Raw genomic sequence first — 19,075 nt, 5'->3', positions numbered from 1 at the left:
AGGTTTGCATCTCCTACTGTTCGTATATGGGCGTCAGCGCGCCGCGGCCTCAAGAGATTCCCGGGCGGCGGCGGCGACCGCGTCGGCGGTGAGTCCGAACTCGCGGAAGAGGATCTTCGCGTCGGCCGAGGCCCCGAAGTGCTCCAGCGAGACGACGCGCCCGGCGTCGCCCACGAAACGGTGCCAGGTCAGGGCGATGCCCGCCTCGACCGCCACGCGCGCCTTCACGGACGGGGGCAGCACGCTGTCCCTGTACGCCTGGTCCTGCTCGTCGAACCACTCCACCGACGGCATCGACACGACACGCGTCGGGATGCCCGCGGCCTGGAGCTGCTCGCGCGCCTCCACGGCCAGCTGAACCTCGGAACCGGTACCGATCAGCACGACCTGCGGCGCGCCGCCCTCGGCCTCGAACAGCACGTAACCGCCCTTGGCGGCATCGTCGTTGGCCTCGTACGTCGGCACACCCTGGCGGGTGAGCGCCAGACCGTGCGGAGCGCCCTTGTCGTGGCGCTTGAGGATCTCGCGCCAGGCGATCGCCGTCTCGTTGGCGTCGGCCGGGCGGACGATGTTGAGGCCCGGGATGGCGCGCAGCGCGGCGAGCTGCTCGACCGGCTGGTGGGTCGGACCGTCCTCGCCGACGCCGATCGAGTCGTGCGTCCACACATAGGTGACGGGGACCTGCATCAGCGCGGCGAGCCGGACGGGCGGGCGCATGTAGTCGGAGAACACCAGGAAGGTGCCGCCGTAGATACGGGTGTTGCCGTGCAGCGCGATGCCGTTCATCGTCGAGCCCATGGCGTGCTCGCGGATGCCGTAGTGCACCGTGCGGCCGTACGGGGACGCGCCCGGCAGCGAGTTGCCCACCGGGAGGAACGACGAGGTCTTGTCGATGGTGGTGTTGTTCGAGCCGGCGAGGTCGGCCGAGCCGCCCCACAGCTCGGGGATGACCTCACCCAGCGCCTGGAGGACCTTGCCGGACGCCGCGCGCGTGGCGAGGGCCTTGCCGGTCTCGAAGGCGGGGAGCTTGTCCTCCCAGCCGGCGGGCAGTTCACCCGCGCGCACCCGGTCGAACGTCTGCGCGCGCTCCGGGTTGGCGGTGCGCCACGCGGCGAACGTCTTGTCCCACTCGCCGCGCGCCTCACGGCCGCGGTCGAGGGCCTCGCGGGTGTGCGCGATGACCTCGTCGGAGACGGCGAAGGACTTCTCGGGGTCGAAGCCGAGGACCTTCTTCGTCGCCGCGACCTCCTCGTCGCCGAGCGCCGAGCCGTGCGCGGCCTCGGTGTTCTGGGCGTGCGGGGCGGGCCAGGCGATGATCGAGCGGGCCGCGATGAACGAGGGGCGTTCGGTCTCGGCCTTGGCCGCCTTCAGCGCCTCGTACAGCCCCTGCGGGTCGAGGTCGCCGTCGGGCGACTGCGCCACGCGCTGGACGTGCCAGCCGTACGCCTCGTACCGCTTGAGGGTGTCCTCGGAGACCGCGGTCTCGGTGTCGCCCTCGATGGAGATGTGATTGTCGTCCCAGAGCAGGACGAGGTTGCCGAGCTTCTGGTGCCCGGCCAGCGAGGACGCCTCAGCGGAGATGCCCTCCTGGAGGCAGCCGTCACCGGCGATCACATAGATGGTGTGGTCGAACGGGGACGTGCCGGGAGCGGCGTCCGGGTCGTACATGCCACGCTCGTAACGGCCGGCCATGGCCATGCCCACGGCGTTGGCGATTCCCTGCCCGAGCGGGCCCGTGGTCGTCTCCACACCGGCGGTGTGCCCGTGCTCCGGGTGGCCGGGGGTCTTCGAACCCCAGGTGCGGAAGGACTCCAGGTCGGACAGCTCCAGGCCGTAGCCGGCCAGGTAGAGCTGGATGTAGAGGGTCAGCGACGAGTGGCCCGCCGAGAGGATGAACCGGTCGCGGCCCGTCCACTGCGGGTCGGCGGGGTCGTGCCGCATGAGCTTCTGGAAGAGCAGATACGCGGCGGGCGCGAGGCTCATGGCCGTACCCGGATGGCCGTTGCCGACCTTCTGTACGGAATCCATGGCCAGGACGCGGGCGGTGTCAACGGCCCGGCGGTCCGTTTCGGTCCACTCGAGGTCTGTGGTGGTCGGCTTGGTGCTCACCCTGAGTCAGGGCTCCTCTCCACATGTTCGAATCCCGGTGTCTTTGGGCGCACCGGTTCACTGTCGAGCCTACCCGCAGCATCTGGCATCTTTCCGAGCGCGTTTCCAGGGTGCGGTGCGTGTGCGGACTTCGCCTCTCGGCAGGCCCTCGCCCGGGTGTACGGGCCGTGTCCGCGGGGCGTTCAACACGAGTCCCGTCACCCGACCCCCGCGAGGATCGGCATGCGGGCAACGTCTAGAGTGGCGTGGTACGCGCAGGTCTTTACCGGGACTTAATGCCGGTGGCTTGCTGGGATTTCTCTGTCAGGGGTGTGCGTGACGGCCGTCGAGTCCCGACCCGCAGGGGTCGTCCTGACTCCGAGCTCGGGTGGCCATCGGCCGTTCGGGGCCCGCGTCAAGGCGTTCGTGGCGCTGACCAAGCCGCGGATCATCGAACTACTTCTCATCACCACTGTTCCGGTGATGTTCCTGGCTCAGCAGGGCGTGCCCGACCTCTGGCTGGTCCTCGCCACCTGCATCGGCGGTTATCTCTCCGCCGGCGGTGCCAACGCGCTGAACATGTATATCGACCGCGATATCGACGCCCTGATGGACCGTACGTCGCAGCGTCCCCTGGTCACCGGAATGGTGTCGCCGCGCGAGGGATTGGTCTTCGGGCTCACCCTCGCGGTGGTCTCCACTCTCTGGCTCGGATTCCTGGTCAATTGGTTCTCCGCCTGGCTGGCACTGGGCGCACTGCTTTTCTATGTCGTCGTCTACACGATGATTCTCAAGAGGCGCACTTCACAGAACATCGTGTGGGGCGGTATCGCGGGCTGCCTGCCGGTGCTCATCGGCTGGTCCTCCGTCACGGATTCGATGTCCTGGGCGGCCGTGATCCTCTTTCTCGTGATGTTCTTCTGGACGCCGCCGCACTACTGGCCGCTGTCGATGAAGGTCAAGGACGACTACGCCAGGGTCGGCGTGCCGATGCTCCCGGTCGTGGCGACCAACCGGGTGGTGGCGCGGCAGATCGTTCTCTACAGCTGGGTGATGGTCGGCGTCTCGCTGCTGCTGACCCCGCTGGGCTACACCGGCTGGTTCTACACGACGGTGGCGCTGCTGGCCGGCGGCTTCTGGCTGTGGGAGGCGCACAGCCTGCACTCCCGCGCCAAGGCGGGCAAGGAGGGCGCCAAGCTCAAGGAGATGCGGCTGTTCCACTGGTCCATCACCTATGTGTCGCTGCTCTTCGTGGCCGTCGCGGTCGATCCCTTCCTGCGCTGACCGGCTGAGCGTCTGCCCGGCACGGGCGGGGTACGTGGTCTTCACCACGTACCCCGCCCGTCCTCTTTTCTTCCTACCCGTTCTCCCTACCCGTCGGTAGCATCTTCGCCATGGCAGAGACCCAGCAGGTTGACGAGAACGACCGCGACGGCCGGAGCGACGACGACCGGGCGCTCGCCCGGCACGAGGCCCGCGCGCACCGGGGGGCCGCCCGGCTCGCCCGACAGATCGAAGCCTTCGCCCGGGAGCACGGCGGCGCCGAGGGGCAGCTCGCGTACATCGGACAGGCGGGCACCCGGATCGTGCTCGTCGGCCAGGACGGCGCGTGGGGCGACCTCGTCGCTCCCACCCACGAGGTGGCGCGCGGCGCCGCCGAGCGGGCGGGGCTCACCCTCCACGAGTCCTTCGACGGCGAGTTCGCGGCTAGGGTCCGCACGGGACCCTACGAATGGAGCCGGATGGCCGGGCTCCAGCTCGGCGGAGGCGCGAGCGCCTGACCGGCCCTGGGGCGCCACCCGGACGGGGTTCACCCGTTAGGACGGTAGGAGGAGGGCCGGAGCGTCCCGGGCGGGCACGGCCGTCCGCCCGCCGGTCCATGGTGCACGGTCCACGACGGGAATCCCGATGATCGAAACAGCGTCCCTGGTGGACCAGTACTGCCACGGTGTCCTCCGTACGGAGCTGGGCCTCGGCACGTTCGAGACCCAGCTCGGCGGGTCGGTGGGGCAGCCCGCCGCCGGCACCACCTTCTTCGACACCCAGACCGGGTTCGCGGTACGGCGCTGGTGCCCGCCGCTGCTCGGCCTGGAACCGCACTGCCCGCCCGCCCTGTATCTGGCGCGCCGCCGGGAACTCGGCGCGCTCGAAACCGGGCGCAGGCTGCTGCGCTCCACCGGCATCTCCGCCTATCTGGTGGACACCGGGCCGCCCGGCGATCTGGCGGGGCCCGGTGAGACGGCCGCCGTGGGCGTGGCGGGCGGCCACGAGGTCGTCCGGCTGGAGCGGCTCGCGGAGCGCGTCGCGGATGTCTCGGGCGGTGCGGGCACCTTTCTGGCGGGCCTGGCCGAGTCCGTGCACCACGCCGCCGCGACCGCCGTCGCCTTCAGCTCGGGGAGCGCCACGGCCCACGGCTCCGTGCTCGCGCCGGAGCCGCCGGGGCCCGGCGCGGTCAGGGGCGCGGCCGTGCGGTGGCTGTCCGGTCGCCGGGCGGGCGATCGGCTCACCGACCCGTTACTCGTGCGCCATCTGCTCTGGACCGCCATCGGTACCGGGCTGCCGCTGCAACTGCTCCCCGGCGGGGACGGCGGCCGGGGACTCGCCGGGACCGGCGCCGCCAGCGCCGACCCGGTGCCGCTCACCGCTTTCGCGGCGGCCACCGCCGGGCTCGGCGCGGATCTCGTCCTGCTCGGCTGCTACCCGTACCACCGGCAGGCGGCGCATCTGGCGAGCGTCTTCCCTCATGTGTACGCCGATCTGGGAGCCGCCCTCACCCGTACCGGGGCGGGGGCCGCCGCCGTACTCGCCCAGATGCTGGACGTGGCGCCCTTCGGGAAGCTGATGTTCTCCAGCGGCTCGCGCGGACTGCCCGAACTGCACGTGGTGGCCGTCCGGACCTTCCGGGAGGCGCTGGACAGGGTCCTCGGCGGCTGGGTCGCCGACGGCGCCTGGGCGCCCGATGACGCCCTGCGGGTCGCCGGCCTGATCGCCGGGGGCAACGCCCGCCGGGTGTACGGACTTCCGGCGGGCTGAGCGGCCGGCACGGACGGGGCGGCCGGTGGGGGCCGGGCCGCTCAGACCTTCGACAGCGCCGGGTCCGACTGGGCCGGGATCTCCGCCGCGGTGTGCGGGCGCTCCCGGGTGCTCAGCGCGACCCGCAGCACGGCGATCCACACCAGGCACGAGCCGAGCATGTGGACACCGACCAGGATCTCCGGGGTGTCGGTGAAGTACTGGACGTAACCGATGGCGCCCTGTGCGAGCAGCACCAGCAGCAGATCCCGGGCACGCCCGCGGATGTCGAGCGGGGCGTCCACCACGCGCAGCGTCAGCCACATCGCCACCGCCAGCGCGCAGACGACCCAGGCGAACACCGCGTGCACATGGGCGACGGTCACATAGTCGAACGGCATCCTCGGTACGTCGCTGCTGTCGCCCGCGTGCCGCCCCGAACCCGTCACCGTCGTACCCGCCGCGATCAGCACCACCGAGGAACCGATCAGCGCCCAGGACAGCTTGCGCACCGGACGCGGGACGCGCGGGCGGGGGGTGCCGTCGCCCTCGTGGGTGCGCAGCCAGGTGAGGGTGGTGACGGTGAGCAGGGTGCTGGCGAGGAGGAAGTGACCCGCCACGGTCCACGGGTTGAGGCCGGTCAGCACCGTGATGCCGCCGATGACGCCGTTGCCCATCACGAGCCAGAACTGCGCCCAGGCGAGCCGGCTCAGTCCGGGGCGCCGGGGCTTCACGGAGCGCGCCGCGATGATCGCCCAGCCCACGGCCGCGCACAGGACGTACGTCAGCATGCGGTTGCCGAACTCGATCGCGCCGTGTAGACCCTGCTCCGGGGTGGCGATGAGGCTGTCGTCCGTGCACTTGGGCCAGGTGTCGCAGCCGAGCCCTGAGCCGGTCAGCCGCACCGCGCCGCCGGTCACGATGATGGCCACGCTCATCACGACGGCGCTGAGCGCGGCGCGTCGCAGAGTGCGGGGTGAGGGTGTCCAGCGCTGAGCGATGTACGCGAGAGGGTTCAACACGGCCACCATGGTAGGACGGAGCTTGTGCAGGATTTCACGAGGGGTGCGTAAGGCACGTTTCGCCTCGTGGGAGGCGCCCCGGACCGCCGTCCTTCCCGGCCGCTCCCGGCGCTCGCGCTACTCCCAGCGGAAGAAGCGGCCGGCCGCTCCCAGCCCGAGGACCGCCCACACGGCGAGGATTCCCAGGTCGCTCCACGGCATCGCCGCGCCGTGCTGGAGGACGTCCCGCAGCCCGTCGGAGAGCGCCGAGATCGGCAGCAGACCGAGGACCGAGGCCGCCGCGTCCGGGAACTTGTCCAGGGGCACGACCACTCCGCCGCCCATCAGCAGCAGCAGGAAGACCAGGTTCGCGGCGGCCAGGGTCGCCTCCGCCCTGAGCGTGCCCGCCATCAGCAGCCCGATCCCGGAGAACGCCGCCGTGCCCAGCACGAGCAGCAGCGCGACGGCGAACGGATTGCCGTGCGGCGACCAGCCGAGCGCCAGGGCGATCACCGCGAGCAGCACGATCTGGAGCACCTCCGTGACCAGCACGGAGAAGGACTTCGCGGTCATCAGCGCCCAGCGCGGCAGCGGCGACACCGCCAGCCGCTTGAGCACCCCGTACCGCCGCTCGAAGCCGGTCGCGATGGCCTGACCGGTGAAGGCCGTGGACATCACGGCCAGCGCGAGGATGCCGGGAGCGAGGAAGTCGACCGCCGCGCCCGAACCGGTGTCGACGATGTCCACCGTCGAGAAGAGCACCAGCAGCAGCGACGGGATGATCACCGTCAGCAGCAGCTGTTCACCGTTGCGCAGCAGCAGCTTCGTCTCGAACGCCGTCTGCGCCGCGATCATCCGCAGCAGCGGGGCAGCTCCGGGCGCCGGGGCGTACGTACCGGCGCCCGCGCGGGTCGCCGCGCCGTGGGTCCCTGTGCTCATGGACGCAGCTCCTTGCCGGTCAGTTCGAGGAAGACATCCTCCAGCGTGCGCCGCTCGATGGAGATCCCGTCCGCCATCACCCCGTGCTGCGCGCACCAGGAGGCCACCGTGGCCAGCAGCTGCGGATCGACCTCGCCGCTGATCCGGTACACGCCGGGCGACAGCTCGGCGGCGCCGGTGCCGTCGGGCAGGGCCTTCAGCAGGGAGCCGAGATCGAGCGCGGGGCGGCCGGTGAAGCGCAGGGTGTTCTCCGCGCCGCCCCGGCACAGCTCCTCGGGGCTGCCCTGGGCGATGACCCGGCCCGCGTCGATGATCACGACATCGTCGGCCAGCGTCTCGGCCTCGTCCATGAAGTGCGTGGTCAGTACGGTGCCGACGCCGTCGGCGCGCAGCTCGCCGACCAGCTCCCAGGTGGAGCGGCGGGCCTGCGGGTCGAGCCCGGCGGTCGGCTCGTCCAGGAAGACCAGTTCGGGCCGGCCGACCACGGCCAGCGCCAGCGCCAGCCGCTGCTGCTGGCCGCCGGAGAGCCGTCGGTAGGTGGTACGGCCGCAGCCGCCCAGGCCGAGGCGCTCGATCAAGGTGTCCACGTCGAGCGGGTTCGCGTGCAGCCGGGCCATGTGGCGCAGCATCTCGTCGGCGCGCGCGCCGGAGTACACGCCCCCGGACTGGAGCATCACGCCGATGCGCGGGCGCAGCCGGGCGGCGTCCGCGACGGGGTCGAGGCCGAGGACGCGTACGGTCCCGGCATCCGGACGGCGGTACCCCTCGCAGGTTTCCACGGTGGTGGTCTTGCCCGCGCCGTTGGGGCCCAGCACGGCGGTGACCGTGCCGGCGCGCACCACCAGGTCGAGGCCGTCGACCGCGGTCCTGGTCCCGTACCGCTTCACCAGCCCCCGTACCTCTACGAGACTGTCGGGCTGGGAGCCAGCCGGGGAGACCTGTTGCATGCCCGGAAGTCTAGGGCCTGCCCCGGCGGCCCCCGCCGGGGCCCGGACACCGGCCCCGGGACCGCTTCCGCCGCATTATTAGGTAACCCTTAGTGATGAAGGGCACCGTCGGCCGTGCGGGACGGCGGTTGCCGCTGCCGGAGGAATTACGCAACAATGGCGTTGTGAAATACGTTGGCGAGGCTTCCCAAGAGGAACTCGCGACCGGTGAGCACTCCACTCGCAACCGGGTCGCGCGCTCCATCCTGGACCACGGCCCGTCCACCGTCTCCGAGCTGGCCGGGCGCCTCGGGCTCACCCAGGCCGCCGTCCGCCGCCATCTGGACGCCCTGGTCGCCGATTCCGTGGTGGAGCCGCGCGACCAGCGAGTCTACGGCTCACGAGGACGCGGCAGGCCCGCGAAGGTGTTCGCCCTGACCGACTGCGGCCGGGACGCCTTCGACCAGTCCTACGACCAGCTCGCCGCCGACGCCCTGCGATGGATCGCCGCGGCGGCCGGCGGCGGGGAGCGGGGCGAGGCCGCCGTGGCCGCCTTCGCCCGGGCCCGGATCGCCGGCCAGGCCGAGGGCTACCGCTCGGCCGTCGAGGCCGCCGGTCCCGAGGAGCGCACGAAGGCGCTCGCCGAGGCCCTGAGCGCGGACGGGTACGCTGCTACGGCTCGCGGCGCGCCGAACCGGCAGGGCGAACAGCTCTGCCAGCACCACTGCCCGGTCGCGCATGTCGCCGAGCAGTTCCCCCAGCTGTGCGAGGCGGAGACGGAATTCTTCTCCCAGCTGCTCGGGACGCATGTGCAGAGACTGGCCACCATCGCCCACGGTGACGGTGTCTGCACGACATTCATCCCCCGCGCCACTCCACAGCCACCACAGACTCCACCACCCTCACAGACCACCCATCACGCTTCTGAAAGCACAGCCGGGAGGAACCCCGCATGACGCTCCCCACGGAGACTGCCCACCCTGAGCTGGAGGGTCTGGGCACGTACGAATTCGGCTGGGCCGACTCCGACGCCGCAGGCGCCGCGGCCAAGCGCGGCCTCTCCGAGGCCGTCGTCCGCGACATCTCGGAGAAGAAGAACGAGCCGGAGTGGATGCTGAAGCTGCGGCTCAAGGGCCTGCGGCTGTTCGACAAGAAGCCCATGCCCAACTGGGGCTCGGACCTGTCGGGCATCGACTTCGACAACATCAAGTACTTCGTGCGTTCCACCGAGAAGCAGGCCGCTTCGTGGGAGGAGCTGCCCGAGGACATCAAGAACACCTACGACAAGCTCGGCATCCCGGAGGCGGAGAAGCAGCGCCTGGTCGCCGGTGTCGCCGCGCAGTACGAGTCCGAGGTGGTCTACCACCAGATCCGTGAGGACCTGGAGGAGAAGGGTGTCATCTTCCAGGACACCGACACCGCGCTGAAGGAGCACCCGGAGCTGTTCCAGGAGTACTTCGGCACGGTGATCCCGGTCGGCGACAACAAGTTCGCCTCGCTCAACACGGCCGTGTGGTCCGGCGGTTCGTTCATCTACGTGCCGAAGGGCGTGCACGTCGACATCCCGCTCCAGGCGTACTTCCGTATCAACACGGAGAACATGGGGCAGTTCGAGCGGACGCTGATCATCGTCGACGAGGACGCCTACGTCCACTACGTCGAGGGCTGCACCGCCCCGATCTACTCCTCGGACTCGCTGCACAGCGCCGTGGTCGAGATCATCGTCAAGAAGGGCGGCCGCTGCCGCTACACGACCATCCAGAACTGGTCGAACAACGTCTACAACCTGGTGACCAAGCGCGCCGTGGCCTACGAGGGCGCGACGATGGAGTGGGTCGACGGCAACATCGGCTCCAAGGTCACCATGAAGTACCCCGCCGTCTACCTGATGGGCGAGCACGCCAAGGGCGAGACCCTGTCCATCGCCTTCGCGGGCGAGGGCCAGCACCAGGACGCCGGCGCCAAAATGGTCCACATGGCCCCGCACACCTCGTCCAACATCGTCTCCAAGTCGGTGGCGCGCGGCGGCGGCCGTACCTCGTACCGCGGTCTCATCGAGATCGGCGAGGGCGCCGAGGGCTCCAAGTCCAACGTGCTCTGTGACGCGCTGCTGGTCGACACCATCTCGCGCTCCGACACCTACCCGTACGTGGACGTCCGCGAGGACGACGTGTCCATGGGCCACGAGGCGACCGTCTCCAAGGTCTCCGAGGACCAGCTCTTCTACCTGATGAGCCGCGGTATGTCGGAGTTCGAGGCGATGGCGATGATCGTGCGCGGCTTCGTCGAGCCGATCGCCAAGGAGCTGCCCATGGAGTACGCGCTGGAGCTGAACCGGCTGATCGAGCTCCAGATGGAGGGGTCGGTCGGCTGACCACGCCGACCAGCACCGACCGACGCGCCGCCGGGTGAATCCCGGCGGCGACCGCGCCCGCATTCCCTACGCAGAGGCAGAGAGAGAGCACGACGACAGCCATGGCTGAGGCTCAGAACATTCCGGTGGGTTCCACCACCGCCGGTTCGATCGCGGTGGCCGCCGAGTCGACCGTCGCCACGCGCATGAGCGCGCCCCCGTCCTTCGACGTCGCGGACTTCCCCGTCCCGCACGGCCGCGAGGAGGAGTGGCGGTTCACGCCGCTGGAGCGCCTGCGCGGGCTGCACGACGGCACGGCCGTCGCGACCGACGGTGTCAGCGTCGAGGTGAGCGCCCCCGAGGGCGTCACCGTCGAGACCGTGGGCCGCGACGACGCGCGGGTCGGCCGGGCCGGCGAGCCCGTGGACCGGGTCGCCGCCCAGGCGTACACCTCCTTCGAGCGGGCCTCGCTCATCTCGGTGCCCAAGGAGGCCGTCGTCACCGAGCCGATCAGGATCACCGTCCACGGCGAGGGCGGTGTCTCCTACGGCCAGCAGATCATCGAAATCGGAGCCTTCGCCGAGGCGGTCGTGGTCATCGACCACACCGGCGACGCGGTGTTCGCCGGCAACGTCGACTACCTCGTGGGCGACGGCGCCAAGCTGACCGTCGTCTCCGTCCAGGACTGGGACGACAAGGCCGTCCACGTCGCCCAGCACAACGCGCTGGTCGGCCGCGACGCCTCCTTCAAGTCGATCGTCGTCACCCTGGGCGGCGATGTCGTCCGGCTCCACCCGCGCGTGCGGTACGCCGGACCCGGCGGCGAGGCCGAGCTGTTCGGCCTCTACTTCACCGACCGGGGCCAGCACCAGGAGCACCGCCTCCTGATCGACCACAACGCGCCGCACTGCAAGTCGAACGCCATGTACAAGGGCGCGCTCCAGGGCGCCGACGCGCACGCGGTGTGGATCGGTGACGTCGTCATCCGCGTCCAGGCCGAGGGCACCGACACGTACGAGATGAACCGCAACCTGGTCCTCACGGACGGCGCCCGCGTCGACTCCGTACCGAACCTGGAGATCGAGACGGGCGAGATCGCCGGCGCCGGTCACGCGTCGGCCACCGGTCGCTTCGACGACGAGCAGCTGTTCTATCTGATGGCCCGCGGCATCCCGGAGACCGAGGCCCGCCGACTGGTGGTCCGCGGCTTCTTTGCCGAGCTGATCCAGCAGATCGGGCTGCCGGACGTCGAGGAGCGCCTGATGACCAAGATCGAGGCGGAGCTGGAGGGCACGGTCTGATGACCTTCGTCCGTGCCTGCGGGCTGAGCGAGCTGGAGGAGGACACCCCGAAGCGGGTGGAACTCGACGGCACGCCCGTCTCCGTCGTCCGTACCGAGGGCGAGGTGTTCGCGATCAACGACATCTGCTCGCACGCGAACGTGTCGCTCTCGGAGGGCGAGGTCGAGGACTGCATGATCGAGTGCTGGCTGCACGGTTCCAGCTTCGACCTCCGTACCGGCAAGCCGTCCGGCCTTCCCGCGACGCGCCCCGTCCCCGTATACCCCGTAAAGATCCAAGGGGACGATGTGCTCGTCTCCGTCACCCAGGAGTCCTGAGTCACCCATGGCAACGCTTGAAATCCACGACCTGCACGTCACTGTCGAGGCGGACAACGCCACGAAGGAGATCCTGCGCGGTGTCGACCTCACCGTGAAGCAGGGCGAGACGCACGCCATCATGGGCCCCAACGGCTCCGGCAAGTCGACCCTCGCCTACTCCCTCGCCGGGCACCCGAAGTACACCATCACCGGTGGCACCGTGACCCTGGACGGCGAGAACGTCCTGGAGATGACCGTCGACGAGCGCGCCCGCGCCGGTCTCTTCCTGGCGATGCAGTACCCCGTCGAGGTCCCCGGCGTCTCCGTCTCCAACTTCCTGCGCACCTCGGCCACCGCCGTGCGCGGCGAGGCCCCCAAGCTGCGCACCTGGGTGAAGGAGGTGCGCGAGACGATGGAGCGCCTCCAGATGGACCCGTCCTTCGCCGAGCGCAGCCTGAACGAGGGCTTCTCCGGCGGCGAGAAGAAGCGCCACGAGATCCTCCAGCTCGAACTGCTCAAGCCCAAGGTCGCCATCCTCGACGAGACCGACTCCGGCCTCGACGTCGACGCCCTGCGCGTCGTCTCCGAGGGCGTCAACCGCGTCCGCGAGACCGGCGAGGTCGGCACCCTGCTGATCACGCACTACACGCGGATCCTCCGCTACATCAAGCCCGACTTCGTGCACGTCTTCGCCCAGGGCCGCATCGCCGAGTCCGGTGGCGCGGAGCTGGCCGACAAGCTGGAGAACGAGGGCTACGAGGCGTACGTGAAGGGAGGCGTCACCGCGTGACGCAGCTGCCGGGCCTTCTCGACACCGAGGCGATCCGCAAGGACTTCCCCTTGTTGGACCGTACGGTCCACGACGGGAAGAAGGTCGTGTACCTGGACAACGCCGCGACCTCCCAGAAGCCGCGCCAGGTGCTCGACGCCCTCAACGAGTACTACGAGCGGCACAACGCCAACGTGCACCGCGGTGTGCACGTGCTCGCCGAGGAGGCCACGGCGCTGTACGAGGGCGCCCGCGACAAGGTCGCCGCCTTCATCAACGCGCCGAGCCGCAACGAGGTGATCTTCACCAAGAACGCCTCCGAGTCGCTCAACCTCGTGGCCAACATGCTCGGCTTCGCCGACGAGCCCTACCGGGTGGACCACGAGACCGAGATCGTCATCACGGAGATGGAGCACCACTCCAACATCGTGCCGTGGCAGCTGCTCTCGCAGCGCACCGGCGCGAAGCTGAAGTGGTTCGGCCTCACCGACGACGGCCGCCTCGACCTGTCCGACATCAACGAGGTCATCACCGAGAAGACGAAGATCGTCTCCTTCGTGCTGGTCTCCAACATCCTGGGCACGGTCAACCCGGTCGAGGCGATCGTCCGCCGGGCGCAGGAGGTCGGCGCGCTGGTGCTGATCGACGCCTCGCAGGCCGCCCCGCACATGCCGGTGGACGTCCAGGCGCTCCAGGCGGACTTCGTGGCCTTCACCGGCCACAAGATGTGCGGTCCGACCGGCATCGGCGTGCTCTGGGGCCGCCAGGAGCTGCTGGAGGACCTGCCGCCGTTCCTGGGCGGCGGGGAGATGATCGAGACCGTGTCGATGAACTCCTCGACGTACGCCCCCGCGCCGCACAAGTTCGAGGCCGGTACGCCCCCGATCGCCCAGGCCGTCGGCCTCGGCGCGGCCGTGGACTACCTCTCGGCCATCGGCATGGACAAGATCGCCGCGCATGAGCACGCGATCACCGAGTACGCCGTCAGGCGGCTGCGGGAAGTCCCCGACCTGCGCATCATCGGCCCGGTGACGGCGGAGGACCGGGGCGCCGCGATCTCCTTCACCCTCGGCGACATCCACCCGCACGACGTGGGCCAGGTCCTCGACGAGCAGGGCATCGCGGTCCGGGTCGGCCACCACTGCGCCCGTCCGGTCTGCCTGCGGTACGGAATTCCGGCGACCACGCGAGCGTCGTTCTATCTGTACTCCACTCCGGCCGAGGTGGACGCTCTGGTCGACGGGCTGGAGCACGTCCGTAACTTCTTCGGATGAGGGTCGAGGACTGAGCCGTGAAGCTGGATTCGATGTACCAGGACGTCATCCTGGACCACTACAAGCACCCGCACGGGCGCGGTCTGCGGGACGGCGACGCCGAGGTGCACCATGTGAACCCGACCTGCGGTGACGAGATCACCCTGCGGGTGCGGTACGAGGGCTCGCGGATCGCGGACGTCTCGTACGAGGGCCAGGGCTGCTCCATCAGCCAGGCCAGCGCGTCCGTGCTCAACGATCTGCTGGTCGGCAAGGAGCTGGCCGAGGCGCGGAGGATCCAGGGCGCCTTCCTGGAGCTGATGCAGTCCAAGGGCCAGCTGGAGCCGGACGACGCGATGGAGGAGGTGCTGGAGGACGCGGTCGCGTTCGCCGGCGTCTCGAAGTACCCGGCCCGGGTCAAGTGCGCCCTGCTGTCCTGGATGGCCTGGAAGGACGCCACGGCCCAGGCCCTGGGAGACGACTCGGGCGACGACCCTCTGAAGGAGACGGCATGAGCGAGAACGACACCGTGACGATGAAGCCGGCCTCCGAGGAGGAGGTCCGCGAGGCGCTGTACGACGTGGTCGACCCCGAGCTGGGGATCGATGTCGTCAACCTCGGGCTGATCTACGGCATCCACATCGACGACGCGAACATCGCCACCCTGGACATGACCCTGACGTCGGCGGCCTGTCCGCTGACCGATGTGATCGAGGACCAGGCGAAGTCGGCGACGGACGGCATCGTCAACGAGCTGAAGATCAACTGGGTCTGGATGCCCCCGTGGGGCCCGGACAAGATCACCGACGACGGCCGCGAGCAGCTGCGCGCGCTGGGCTTCAACGTCTGAGCGGTGCTCTGTGGGCACGTACGTGAGGGGCCCTGTCGACCGGACCGGTCGACAGGGCCCCTCACGTATGCGGGGCACGACGGCTCTGTCGGCCGCGGTGGGTCCCGCGCGGTCCTGTCGCCCCGCGCCAGGCTCTGAGAGCGACGGCGCGCAGGCCGCCGTGGTCAGGTTCTGAGGACGACGGCGTGCAGGCCGCCGTCGTCAGGTTCTGAGAGCGACGGCGTGCAGGCCGCCGTCCCCGTACGGCACGTGGAGGCCGATGCCCAGGCCCGTGAGCGCGCACGCGGTGGTCAGGGCGGCCGGGTCGCCGGGGGGCGCGGTGAGCCAGGACCAGAGCGGCGCCGCCGAGCCCGTTCGGCCGAGGAAGAGCGCGGCGCCCAGGAGCAGGACCGCCGGGGGCCAGGACAGTTCCGCGCCGAGAACGGTCGCGCAGGCCAGGGTGAGGCCGGTCAGCGCGGTCAGGTTGCGTACCGCCACCTCCGGGCCCTGGGCCAGGACATCCGGGGCCCCGGTGGCGGCCGGGGTCATCAGCCACGTACCGGCGCATGCCACGGACAGGGCCAGTACGGCGTATCGCGCGCGCATGCGGACCACCCGGCCGTTGGACAGGCGGTCCAGGTGGGGCATGGCCTCGTGGGTGCCGGCTCCGATCACCACCGCGATCGCGGCGGGCCCCAGCACGGCCAGCGGGAGCGTGACCGGGCTGTCGATCCCCGTGCGTACGGTGCGGTCACCGGCAGCGGCCAGCGCGATGAGGAGCAGTCCCGCCGCGGCTGCCGTGCGGCCCATGCTGCGGGCGCGGGCGAAGAGGGGGAGGAAGCGCCATTCGGCGAGGTGTTTCATCGGGGGAGATCGCTCTTTCGCAGGGCGCAGGTGGTGAACGCCTCGAAGTGGTCCGCCTGCCGCCGGCCCGGCAGCGCCTCGGGGGTGCGTTCGAGGAGGGCTGCCGCCTCGTCCGTACGCGCCACCGCTTCCGGGTCCGCCGTCGTGCAGCGGTCGGCGTCAAGGAGTTCCTCGAAGAACTCCTGGCGGGTGGCGGCCGTGCGGCCCGGGGCGAGATCGTCCAGGTGGATCGCGCGGGCGCCGGGGGAGGGAGCGCCGCCGACGCCTCTCGGGCGCTGCTCCAGGCGGTCGAAGGACGCCAGGGTACCGGCCAGCAGCCGGGCCACCGGGGCGAACGTGCGGGTGAGGTCGGGCAGCGCCCCGGCGAAGGCCGGGTGGACACAGACGGTGATGTCCCGGGTCTGGCAGGAGTAGGTGAAGGCCGGGCTGGAGCGGGCGAAGTACCGGCCTCCCAAGGACGTGGTCGCCACGGCTCCGGTGACCGTGACCGCCAGCGCCGCCGCGCCCGCGACGTACAGCGTCAGGGTCGGGCCGGCCAGGGCGAGGGCGGTGAGCGCGAGGAGCGCGGCCACGCCGAGCAGCCAGAGCGACTGGCGCTCGTACAGGCCGGGCTGCCAGGTGTCGAAGACACCGGGCTCGTCGATGAGGACGGGAAAGAGGAGGTGGTCCGGTCTGCCGTAACGGCCCGACCCCAGCATGTCGATCGCGTACAGCGCGACCGCCACCAGCGGGGGAAGCAGTCGGTACGGCAGCAGACGCCCCGCGAGATAGCCGAGGACCAGGTGGCACAGCAGGCCCGCCGCTCCCGCCGCGACCACCAGGGAGGGGGCTGAAGTCGCCGGTGGGGGAGGACAAGGCGGTGCGGATCACCACGGTCAGGACCACTCCGGCCTGGACCGTGAGGCTCCACAGGGCCAGCGCGAGCAGCTCGGCGGCGCCGAACAGCCAGCTGGTACGGGTGGACAGCCGGCGTCCCGCGCCCAGACCGAGGCGCTGTTCACGTGCCCCGGTGAAGGCGGCGAAGGCGCCGAGCACCGGGCCGGTCAGCGCGACGGAGGCGTTCGCCGCGGTAAGGGTGCTCGGCCAGTAGGCGATGCCCGGGGGGCAGCGCATGCCAGGTGACGCCGACGCCGACGCCCAGCAGGACCGGCACCAGCCACACGGCGGGGGAGCGGATCAGTTCGATCCGCAGAGCGATGGTCCAGAAGCCTCGGCTGCCCGTCGGGGGGCGTGTGTCGTCCGGCGGCGCGGGGTGTGGACTCCGCGCCGCCGGAGGCTCGTTCGTCGCCTCAATCACGGGGGCCCACCACGGTGTGGTAACCGCGCTCCAGCTCGGGCGCCGTCCCCGGCCCGGCGATCCGCCCGCCCGCGAGCCGTGCCAGCGACGCCGTCGTGCCCTCGTGCGCGATCCGGCCCCCGTCCAGCACGATGACGCGGTCGCACACGGCCGCGATGTCCTCGGTCAGATGGGTGCTCAGTACCACCACGCAGGACTCGCCCACCGTGCGCAGCAGTTCACGGAAGCCGGTGCGCTGGCCCGGGTCGAGGCCCACGGTCGGCTCGTCCAGGATCAGCAGCCGGGGGTGGTGCACGAGGGACGCGGCGATGCCCGCCCGCCTGAGCATTCCGCCGGAGAGCGCCTTGAGCGGCTTGCCGGTCTCCTTCTCCAGGCCGACCGACGCGATGGCCGCGCGGGCCGCCGCGCGGACTTCCCGCGCGCCGAGCCCTTTGCTCCACGCCGCGTATTCGATGTGGTCGCGCACGCTGAACGACGGCTGGTAGCCGAAATTCTGCGGCAGGAATCCAATGGAGGCCCGCAGTCGGGCGCGGTCGGCTCGCCGGGCCGCCGACAGCCCGAGGACCGTCAGCGACCCGGCGGTCGGCCGCAGCAGTGTGCAGAGGGTTTCCAGCAAGGTGGTCTTGCCCGCGCCGTTGGGCCCCAGCAAGCCGGTCGTTCCCTCTCCGATACCGAAGGAGAGGCCGTGCAGGATCTTCCGCTTTCCACGGCGCTGTTCCAGTGCGTGGGCCTCGACCACCCGCATGGCCATTCCCTTGCTCTCGTCCTCCGCCGGCCGGTGGTGTGTGTCAGCCACAGGAACGGATGTCGCGTGGGGAGGTGTCGTGGTGGCCGAACAGGCTCTCGGCGCTTTTCCCCGTGCCCGCCATTGTCCCCCGCGCCCCTTGCGCCGACGCGCATATCGCCCGATGTGGCGATCAATTGGCCGAAACTACGGCGCCGGCGTCTCGTTCGCCGCTGACGCCAGGACCGGGCCCAGGTTCTCGTTGCGGATGCGTTGGTCCACGTAGAGCAGGTTCAGGACGAGTTGCGGGAAGACCGTCGTCAGGATCTGGCTGATCAGCGCGGCCACCAGGCCGAGCGCCATGAAGCCGCCGAAGAACGGGAGGAATTGAGCGGGGTCCGGGGTGCTGCCGTCGCCGGAGAGGTCCAGCCCGCCCGAGACCATGCCCAGCACGCTGACCACCTGCTGAAGGATTCCCCCCACCATCCCGGCGAGGATTCCGGCCAGCATCGAGACCCCGAAGATCCGCCACCACGCCCCGCGCACCAGCTCCTTCGAGCGGCGCAGGGCCGCGATCGGGGACCGGGATTCGATGACGACCGCCGCGGGGGCCAGGCTGAGGCGGACCCAGAGCCAGACGGCCAGGGAGAGGGCGGTGAGGAGAGCCAGAAGGCCGAGCGGGATCAGCCAGACCAGTTGGCGGGAACCGGCGTCGGTCGTGACGAAGGCGAGCAGCACGCCGCCGTAGACCAGGCCGACCAGCACGAGCGGCGCGAGGGCGATGAGCGTGGTCAGTGCGAGGGTGCCGAGTGTCGGGAAGAACCGGGCCCACGCCCTGCGCAGGACCGTACCGAAGGTCGTCGGCCGCCCCAGGACGGCTTCCTGGACGATCGCCGGGCACGCGGCGTGGATCAGCGCGGTGGCGGCCGCCATCAGCGCGACCCCGATGACCCAGACACCGAAGAACCAGATCATCGCCGGGCCCACGCGTGACCAGAGGTCCTCGGGGTGCGAGGGCTCGCCGAAGACGTGCACAAGATCGCCGCCGAGGGTGAAGAACATGCCCACCAACGCCGTCGCCATCGCCAGCACGGCGGGCCCGTAGGCCACCAGCGCCGTTCCGAGCAACTGCTTCCAGTACCGGCCGAAGGTGGAGAAGGCGCCGCCGAGTATGTCGCTCGTGCGCAGCGGGCCCAGCGGGATCACGCCGGGCCTGGGCGGTGGCGGCGGTGCCCAGCCGCCCCAACCGCCGCCGCTGTGGGGGCCGTTGCCGAACGGCTCGCCTCCACCCCGTCCTGCTTCTCCCTGTCCCGTGCCGCCCTGACCTGCGCCGTCCTGCGTCATCGCGCTTCCCCCGAGTTGTCTCTTTATCTGAACAACACACCGTATACGGCGCCGATTCGATGAGTTTGTGTACGGC

General features: G+C 70.6%; 20 protein-coding genes. 12 read left to right on the top strand and 8 right to left on the bottom strand.

Going from position 1 to position 19,075, the window contains the following annotated elements; translation table 11 throughout:
* Positions 1–33: 33 nt before the first annotated feature.
* Positions 34–2,109, bottom strand: coding sequence for a transketolase (tkt, locus tag ACFY6S_RS08100; protein WP_388820207.1), 2,076 nt, complete (start codon positions 2,107–2,109; stop codon positions 34–36).
* Positions 2,110–2,418: 309 nt separating this feature from the next.
* On the opposite strand from tkt, the gene ACFY6S_RS08095 reads away from it, so the two are divergent.
* The 3 genes from ACFY6S_RS08095 to ACFY6S_RS08085 all read left to right on the top strand — a co-directional run bounded on the left by ACFY6S_RS08095 (position 2,419) and on the right by ACFY6S_RS08085 (position 5,121).
* Positions 2,419–3,372, top strand: a complete 954-nt coding sequence (locus ACFY6S_RS08095) for a heme o synthase (RefSeq protein ID WP_388820205.1) — start codon at positions 2,419–2,421, stop codon at positions 3,370–3,372.
* Between the two features lie 110 nt (positions 3,373–3,482).
* Positions 3,483–3,869 carry a hypothetical protein gene (locus ACFY6S_RS08090; protein ID WP_388820202.1) on the top strand — a complete coding sequence of 129 codons (387 nt, stop codon included), beginning with the start codon at positions 3,483–3,485 and terminating at the stop codon, positions 3,867–3,869.
* Positions 3,870–3,996: 127 nt separating this feature from the next.
* The gene (locus ACFY6S_RS08085; protein WP_388820199.1) at positions 3,997–5,121 is read left to right on the top strand and encodes an amidohydrolase; all 1,125 of its coding nucleotides are present in this window, start codon (positions 3,997–3,999) and stop codon (positions 5,119–5,121) included.
* Between the two features lie 41 nt (positions 5,122–5,162).
* Here ACFY6S_RS08085 and ACFY6S_RS08080 read toward each other — a convergent pair whose 3' ends face one another.
* The 3 genes from ACFY6S_RS08080 to ACFY6S_RS08070 form a co-directional block, all read right to left on the bottom strand.
* Positions 5,163–6,131 carry a heme A synthase gene (locus ACFY6S_RS08080; protein ID WP_388820197.1) on the bottom strand — a complete coding sequence of 323 codons (969 nt, stop codon included), beginning with the start codon at positions 6,129–6,131 and terminating at the stop codon, positions 5,163–5,165.
* 108 nt (positions 6,132–6,239) lie between these two features.
* The gene (locus ACFY6S_RS08075) at positions 6,240–7,040 is read right to left on the bottom strand and encodes an ABC transporter permease (RefSeq protein WP_388820194.1); all 801 of its coding nucleotides are present in this window, start codon (positions 7,038–7,040) and stop codon (positions 6,240–6,242) included.
* Positions 7,037–7,987 (bottom strand): ABC transporter ATP-binding protein, encoded by a 951-nt coding sequence (locus tag ACFY6S_RS08070; protein WP_388820191.1) that lies wholly within the window; start codon positions 7,985–7,987, stop codon positions 7,037–7,039. Before ACFY6S_RS08070 ends, ACFY6S_RS08075 begins: the two co-directional genes overlap by 4 nt.
* A gap of 164 nt (positions 7,988–8,151) precedes the next feature.
* On the opposite strand from ACFY6S_RS08070, the gene ACFY6S_RS08065 reads away from it, so the two are divergent.
* From ACFY6S_RS08065 to ACFY6S_RS08030, 8 genes are all read left to right on the top strand, one after another.
* On the top strand, positions 8,152–8,922 hold the full coding sequence (locus ACFY6S_RS08065; RefSeq protein WP_388820188.1) for a helix-turn-helix transcriptional regulator: 771 nt from the start codon (positions 8,152–8,154) through the stop codon (positions 8,920–8,922).
* Complete coding sequence (gene sufB, locus ACFY6S_RS08060) at positions 8,919–10,340, top strand: Fe-S cluster assembly protein SufB (RefSeq protein WP_388820185.1); 1,422 nt, start codon at positions 8,919–8,921, stop codon at positions 10,338–10,340. Before ACFY6S_RS08065 ends, sufB begins: the two co-directional genes overlap by 4 nt.
* 101 nt (positions 10,341–10,441) lie before the next feature.
* On the top strand, positions 10,442–11,620 hold the full coding sequence (gene sufD / locus ACFY6S_RS08055; RefSeq protein ID WP_388820181.1) for a Fe-S cluster assembly protein SufD: 1,179 nt from the start codon (positions 10,442–10,444) through the stop codon (positions 11,618–11,620).
* On the top strand, positions 11,620–11,937 hold the full coding sequence (locus ACFY6S_RS08050) for a bifunctional 3-phenylpropionate/cinnamic acid dioxygenase ferredoxin subunit (RefSeq protein ID WP_114626000.1): 318 nt from the start codon (positions 11,620–11,622) through the stop codon (positions 11,935–11,937). The genes sufD and ACFY6S_RS08050 overlap by 1 nt, the downstream gene beginning before the upstream one ends.
* A gap of 7 nt (positions 11,938–11,944) precedes the next feature.
* Positions 11,945–12,709 carry a Fe-S cluster assembly ATPase SufC gene (sufC, locus tag ACFY6S_RS08045; RefSeq protein ID WP_388820177.1) on the top strand — a complete coding sequence of 255 codons (765 nt, stop codon included), beginning with the start codon at positions 11,945–11,947 and terminating at the stop codon, positions 12,707–12,709.
* Complete coding sequence (locus ACFY6S_RS08040) at positions 12,706–13,962, top strand: cysteine desulfurase (RefSeq protein WP_388820174.1); 1,257 nt, start codon at positions 12,706–12,708, stop codon at positions 13,960–13,962. Before sufC ends, ACFY6S_RS08040 begins: the two co-directional genes overlap by 4 nt.
* A gap of 17 nt (positions 13,963–13,979) precedes the next feature.
* Positions 13,980–14,456, top strand: a complete 477-nt coding sequence (gene sufU / locus ACFY6S_RS08035; protein ID WP_388820171.1) for a Fe-S cluster assembly sulfur transfer protein SufU — start codon at positions 13,980–13,982, stop codon at positions 14,454–14,456.
* Entirely contained in the window at positions 14,453–14,791 is a 339-nt protein-coding gene (locus ACFY6S_RS08030; protein WP_114626004.1) for a metal-sulfur cluster assembly factor, read from the top strand. The genes sufU and ACFY6S_RS08030 overlap by 4 nt, the downstream gene beginning before the upstream one ends.
* Positions 14,792–14,992: 201 nt before the next feature.
* On the opposite strand, the gene ACFY6S_RS08025 is transcribed toward ACFY6S_RS08030, so the two are convergent.
* The gene (locus tag ACFY6S_RS08025; RefSeq protein WP_388820167.1) at positions 14,993–15,634 is read right to left on the bottom strand and encodes a hypothetical protein; all 642 of its coding nucleotides are present in this window, start codon (positions 15,632–15,634) and stop codon (positions 14,993–14,995) included.
* Positions 15,631–16,452: a hypothetical protein gene (locus ACFY6S_RS08020; RefSeq protein ID WP_388820164.1), complete on the bottom strand. Its 822-nt coding sequence runs from the start codon at positions 16,450–16,452 to the stop codon at positions 15,631–15,633. Before ACFY6S_RS08020 ends, ACFY6S_RS08025 begins: the two co-directional genes overlap by 4 nt.
* 23 nt (positions 16,453–16,475) lie before the next feature.
* Between ACFY6S_RS08020 and ACFY6S_RS08015 the strand changes: the two genes are divergently transcribed.
* On the top strand, positions 16,476–16,724 hold the full coding sequence (locus tag ACFY6S_RS08015) for a hypothetical protein (protein ID WP_388820161.1): 249 nt from the start codon (positions 16,476–16,478) through the stop codon (positions 16,722–16,724).
* Positions 16,725–16,923: 199 nt separating this feature from the next.
* Here ACFY6S_RS08015 and ACFY6S_RS08010 read toward each other — a convergent pair whose 3' ends face one another.
* Together ACFY6S_RS08010 and ACFY6S_RS08005 are read right to left on the bottom strand one after the other, a co-directional pair.
* Positions 16,924–17,727, bottom strand: coding sequence for an ATP-binding cassette domain-containing protein (locus ACFY6S_RS08010; protein WP_388820158.1), 804 nt, complete (start codon positions 17,725–17,727; stop codon positions 16,924–16,926).
* A gap of 135 nt (positions 17,728–17,862) precedes the next feature.
* The gene (locus ACFY6S_RS08005; protein ID WP_388820155.1) at positions 17,863–18,999 is read right to left on the bottom strand and encodes a hypothetical protein; all 1,137 of its coding nucleotides are present in this window, start codon (positions 18,997–18,999) and stop codon (positions 17,863–17,865) included.
* Positions 19,000–19,075 lie beyond the last annotated feature (76 nt).

It is taken from the genome of Streptomyces sp. NPDC012835 (assembly GCF_042900885.1).
GTDB lineage: Bacteria > Actinomycetota > Actinomycetes > Streptomycetales > Streptomycetaceae > Streptomyces.
Note: the sequence above shows the minus strand (reverse complement) of the source record. Positions and strands in the feature narration are given on the sequence as shown.

Coding starts and splice junctions, on each gene's coding strand:
- ACFY6S_RS08080 (WP_388820197.1), bottom strand. CDS start 6,131: ATGGTGGCCGTGTTGAACCCTCTCGCGTACATCGCTCAGCGCTGGACA.
- ACFY6S_RS08090 (WP_388820202.1), top strand. CDS start 3,483: ATGGCAGAGACCCAGCAGGTTGACGAGAACGACCGCGACGGCCGGAGC.
- sufD (WP_388820181.1), top strand. CDS start 10,442: ATGGCTGAGGCTCAGAACATTCCGGTGGGTTCCACCACCGCCGGTTCG.
- ACFY6S_RS08005 (WP_388820155.1), bottom strand. CDS start 18,999: ATGACGCAGGACGGCGCAGGTCAGGGCGGCACGGGACAGGGAGAAGCA.
- ACFY6S_RS08050 (WP_114626000.1), top strand. CDS start 11,620: ATGACCTTCGTCCGTGCCTGCGGGCTGAGCGAGCTGGAGGAGGACACC.
- ACFY6S_RS08070 (WP_388820191.1), bottom strand. CDS start 7,987: ATGCAACAGGTCTCCCCGGCTGGCTCCCAGCCCGACAGTCTCGTAGAG.
- sufC (WP_388820177.1), top strand. CDS start 11,945: ATGGCAACGCTTGAAATCCACGACCTGCACGTCACTGTCGAGGCGGAC.
- ACFY6S_RS08025 (WP_388820167.1), bottom strand. CDS start 15,634: ATGAAACACCTCGCCGAATGGCGCTTCCTCCCCCTCTTCGCCCGCGCC.
- ACFY6S_RS08085 (WP_388820199.1), top strand. CDS start 3,997: ATGATCGAAACAGCGTCCCTGGTGGACCAGTACTGCCACGGTGTCCTC.
- ACFY6S_RS08075 (WP_388820194.1), bottom strand. CDS start 7,040: ATGAGCACAGGGACCCACGGCGCGGCGACCCGCGCGGGCGCCGGTACG.
- sufB (WP_388820185.1), top strand. CDS start 8,919: ATGACGCTCCCCACGGAGACTGCCCACCCTGAGCTGGAGGGTCTGGGC.
- ACFY6S_RS08030 (WP_114626004.1), top strand. CDS start 14,453: ATGAGCGAGAACGACACCGTGACGATGAAGCCGGCCTCCGAGGAGGAG.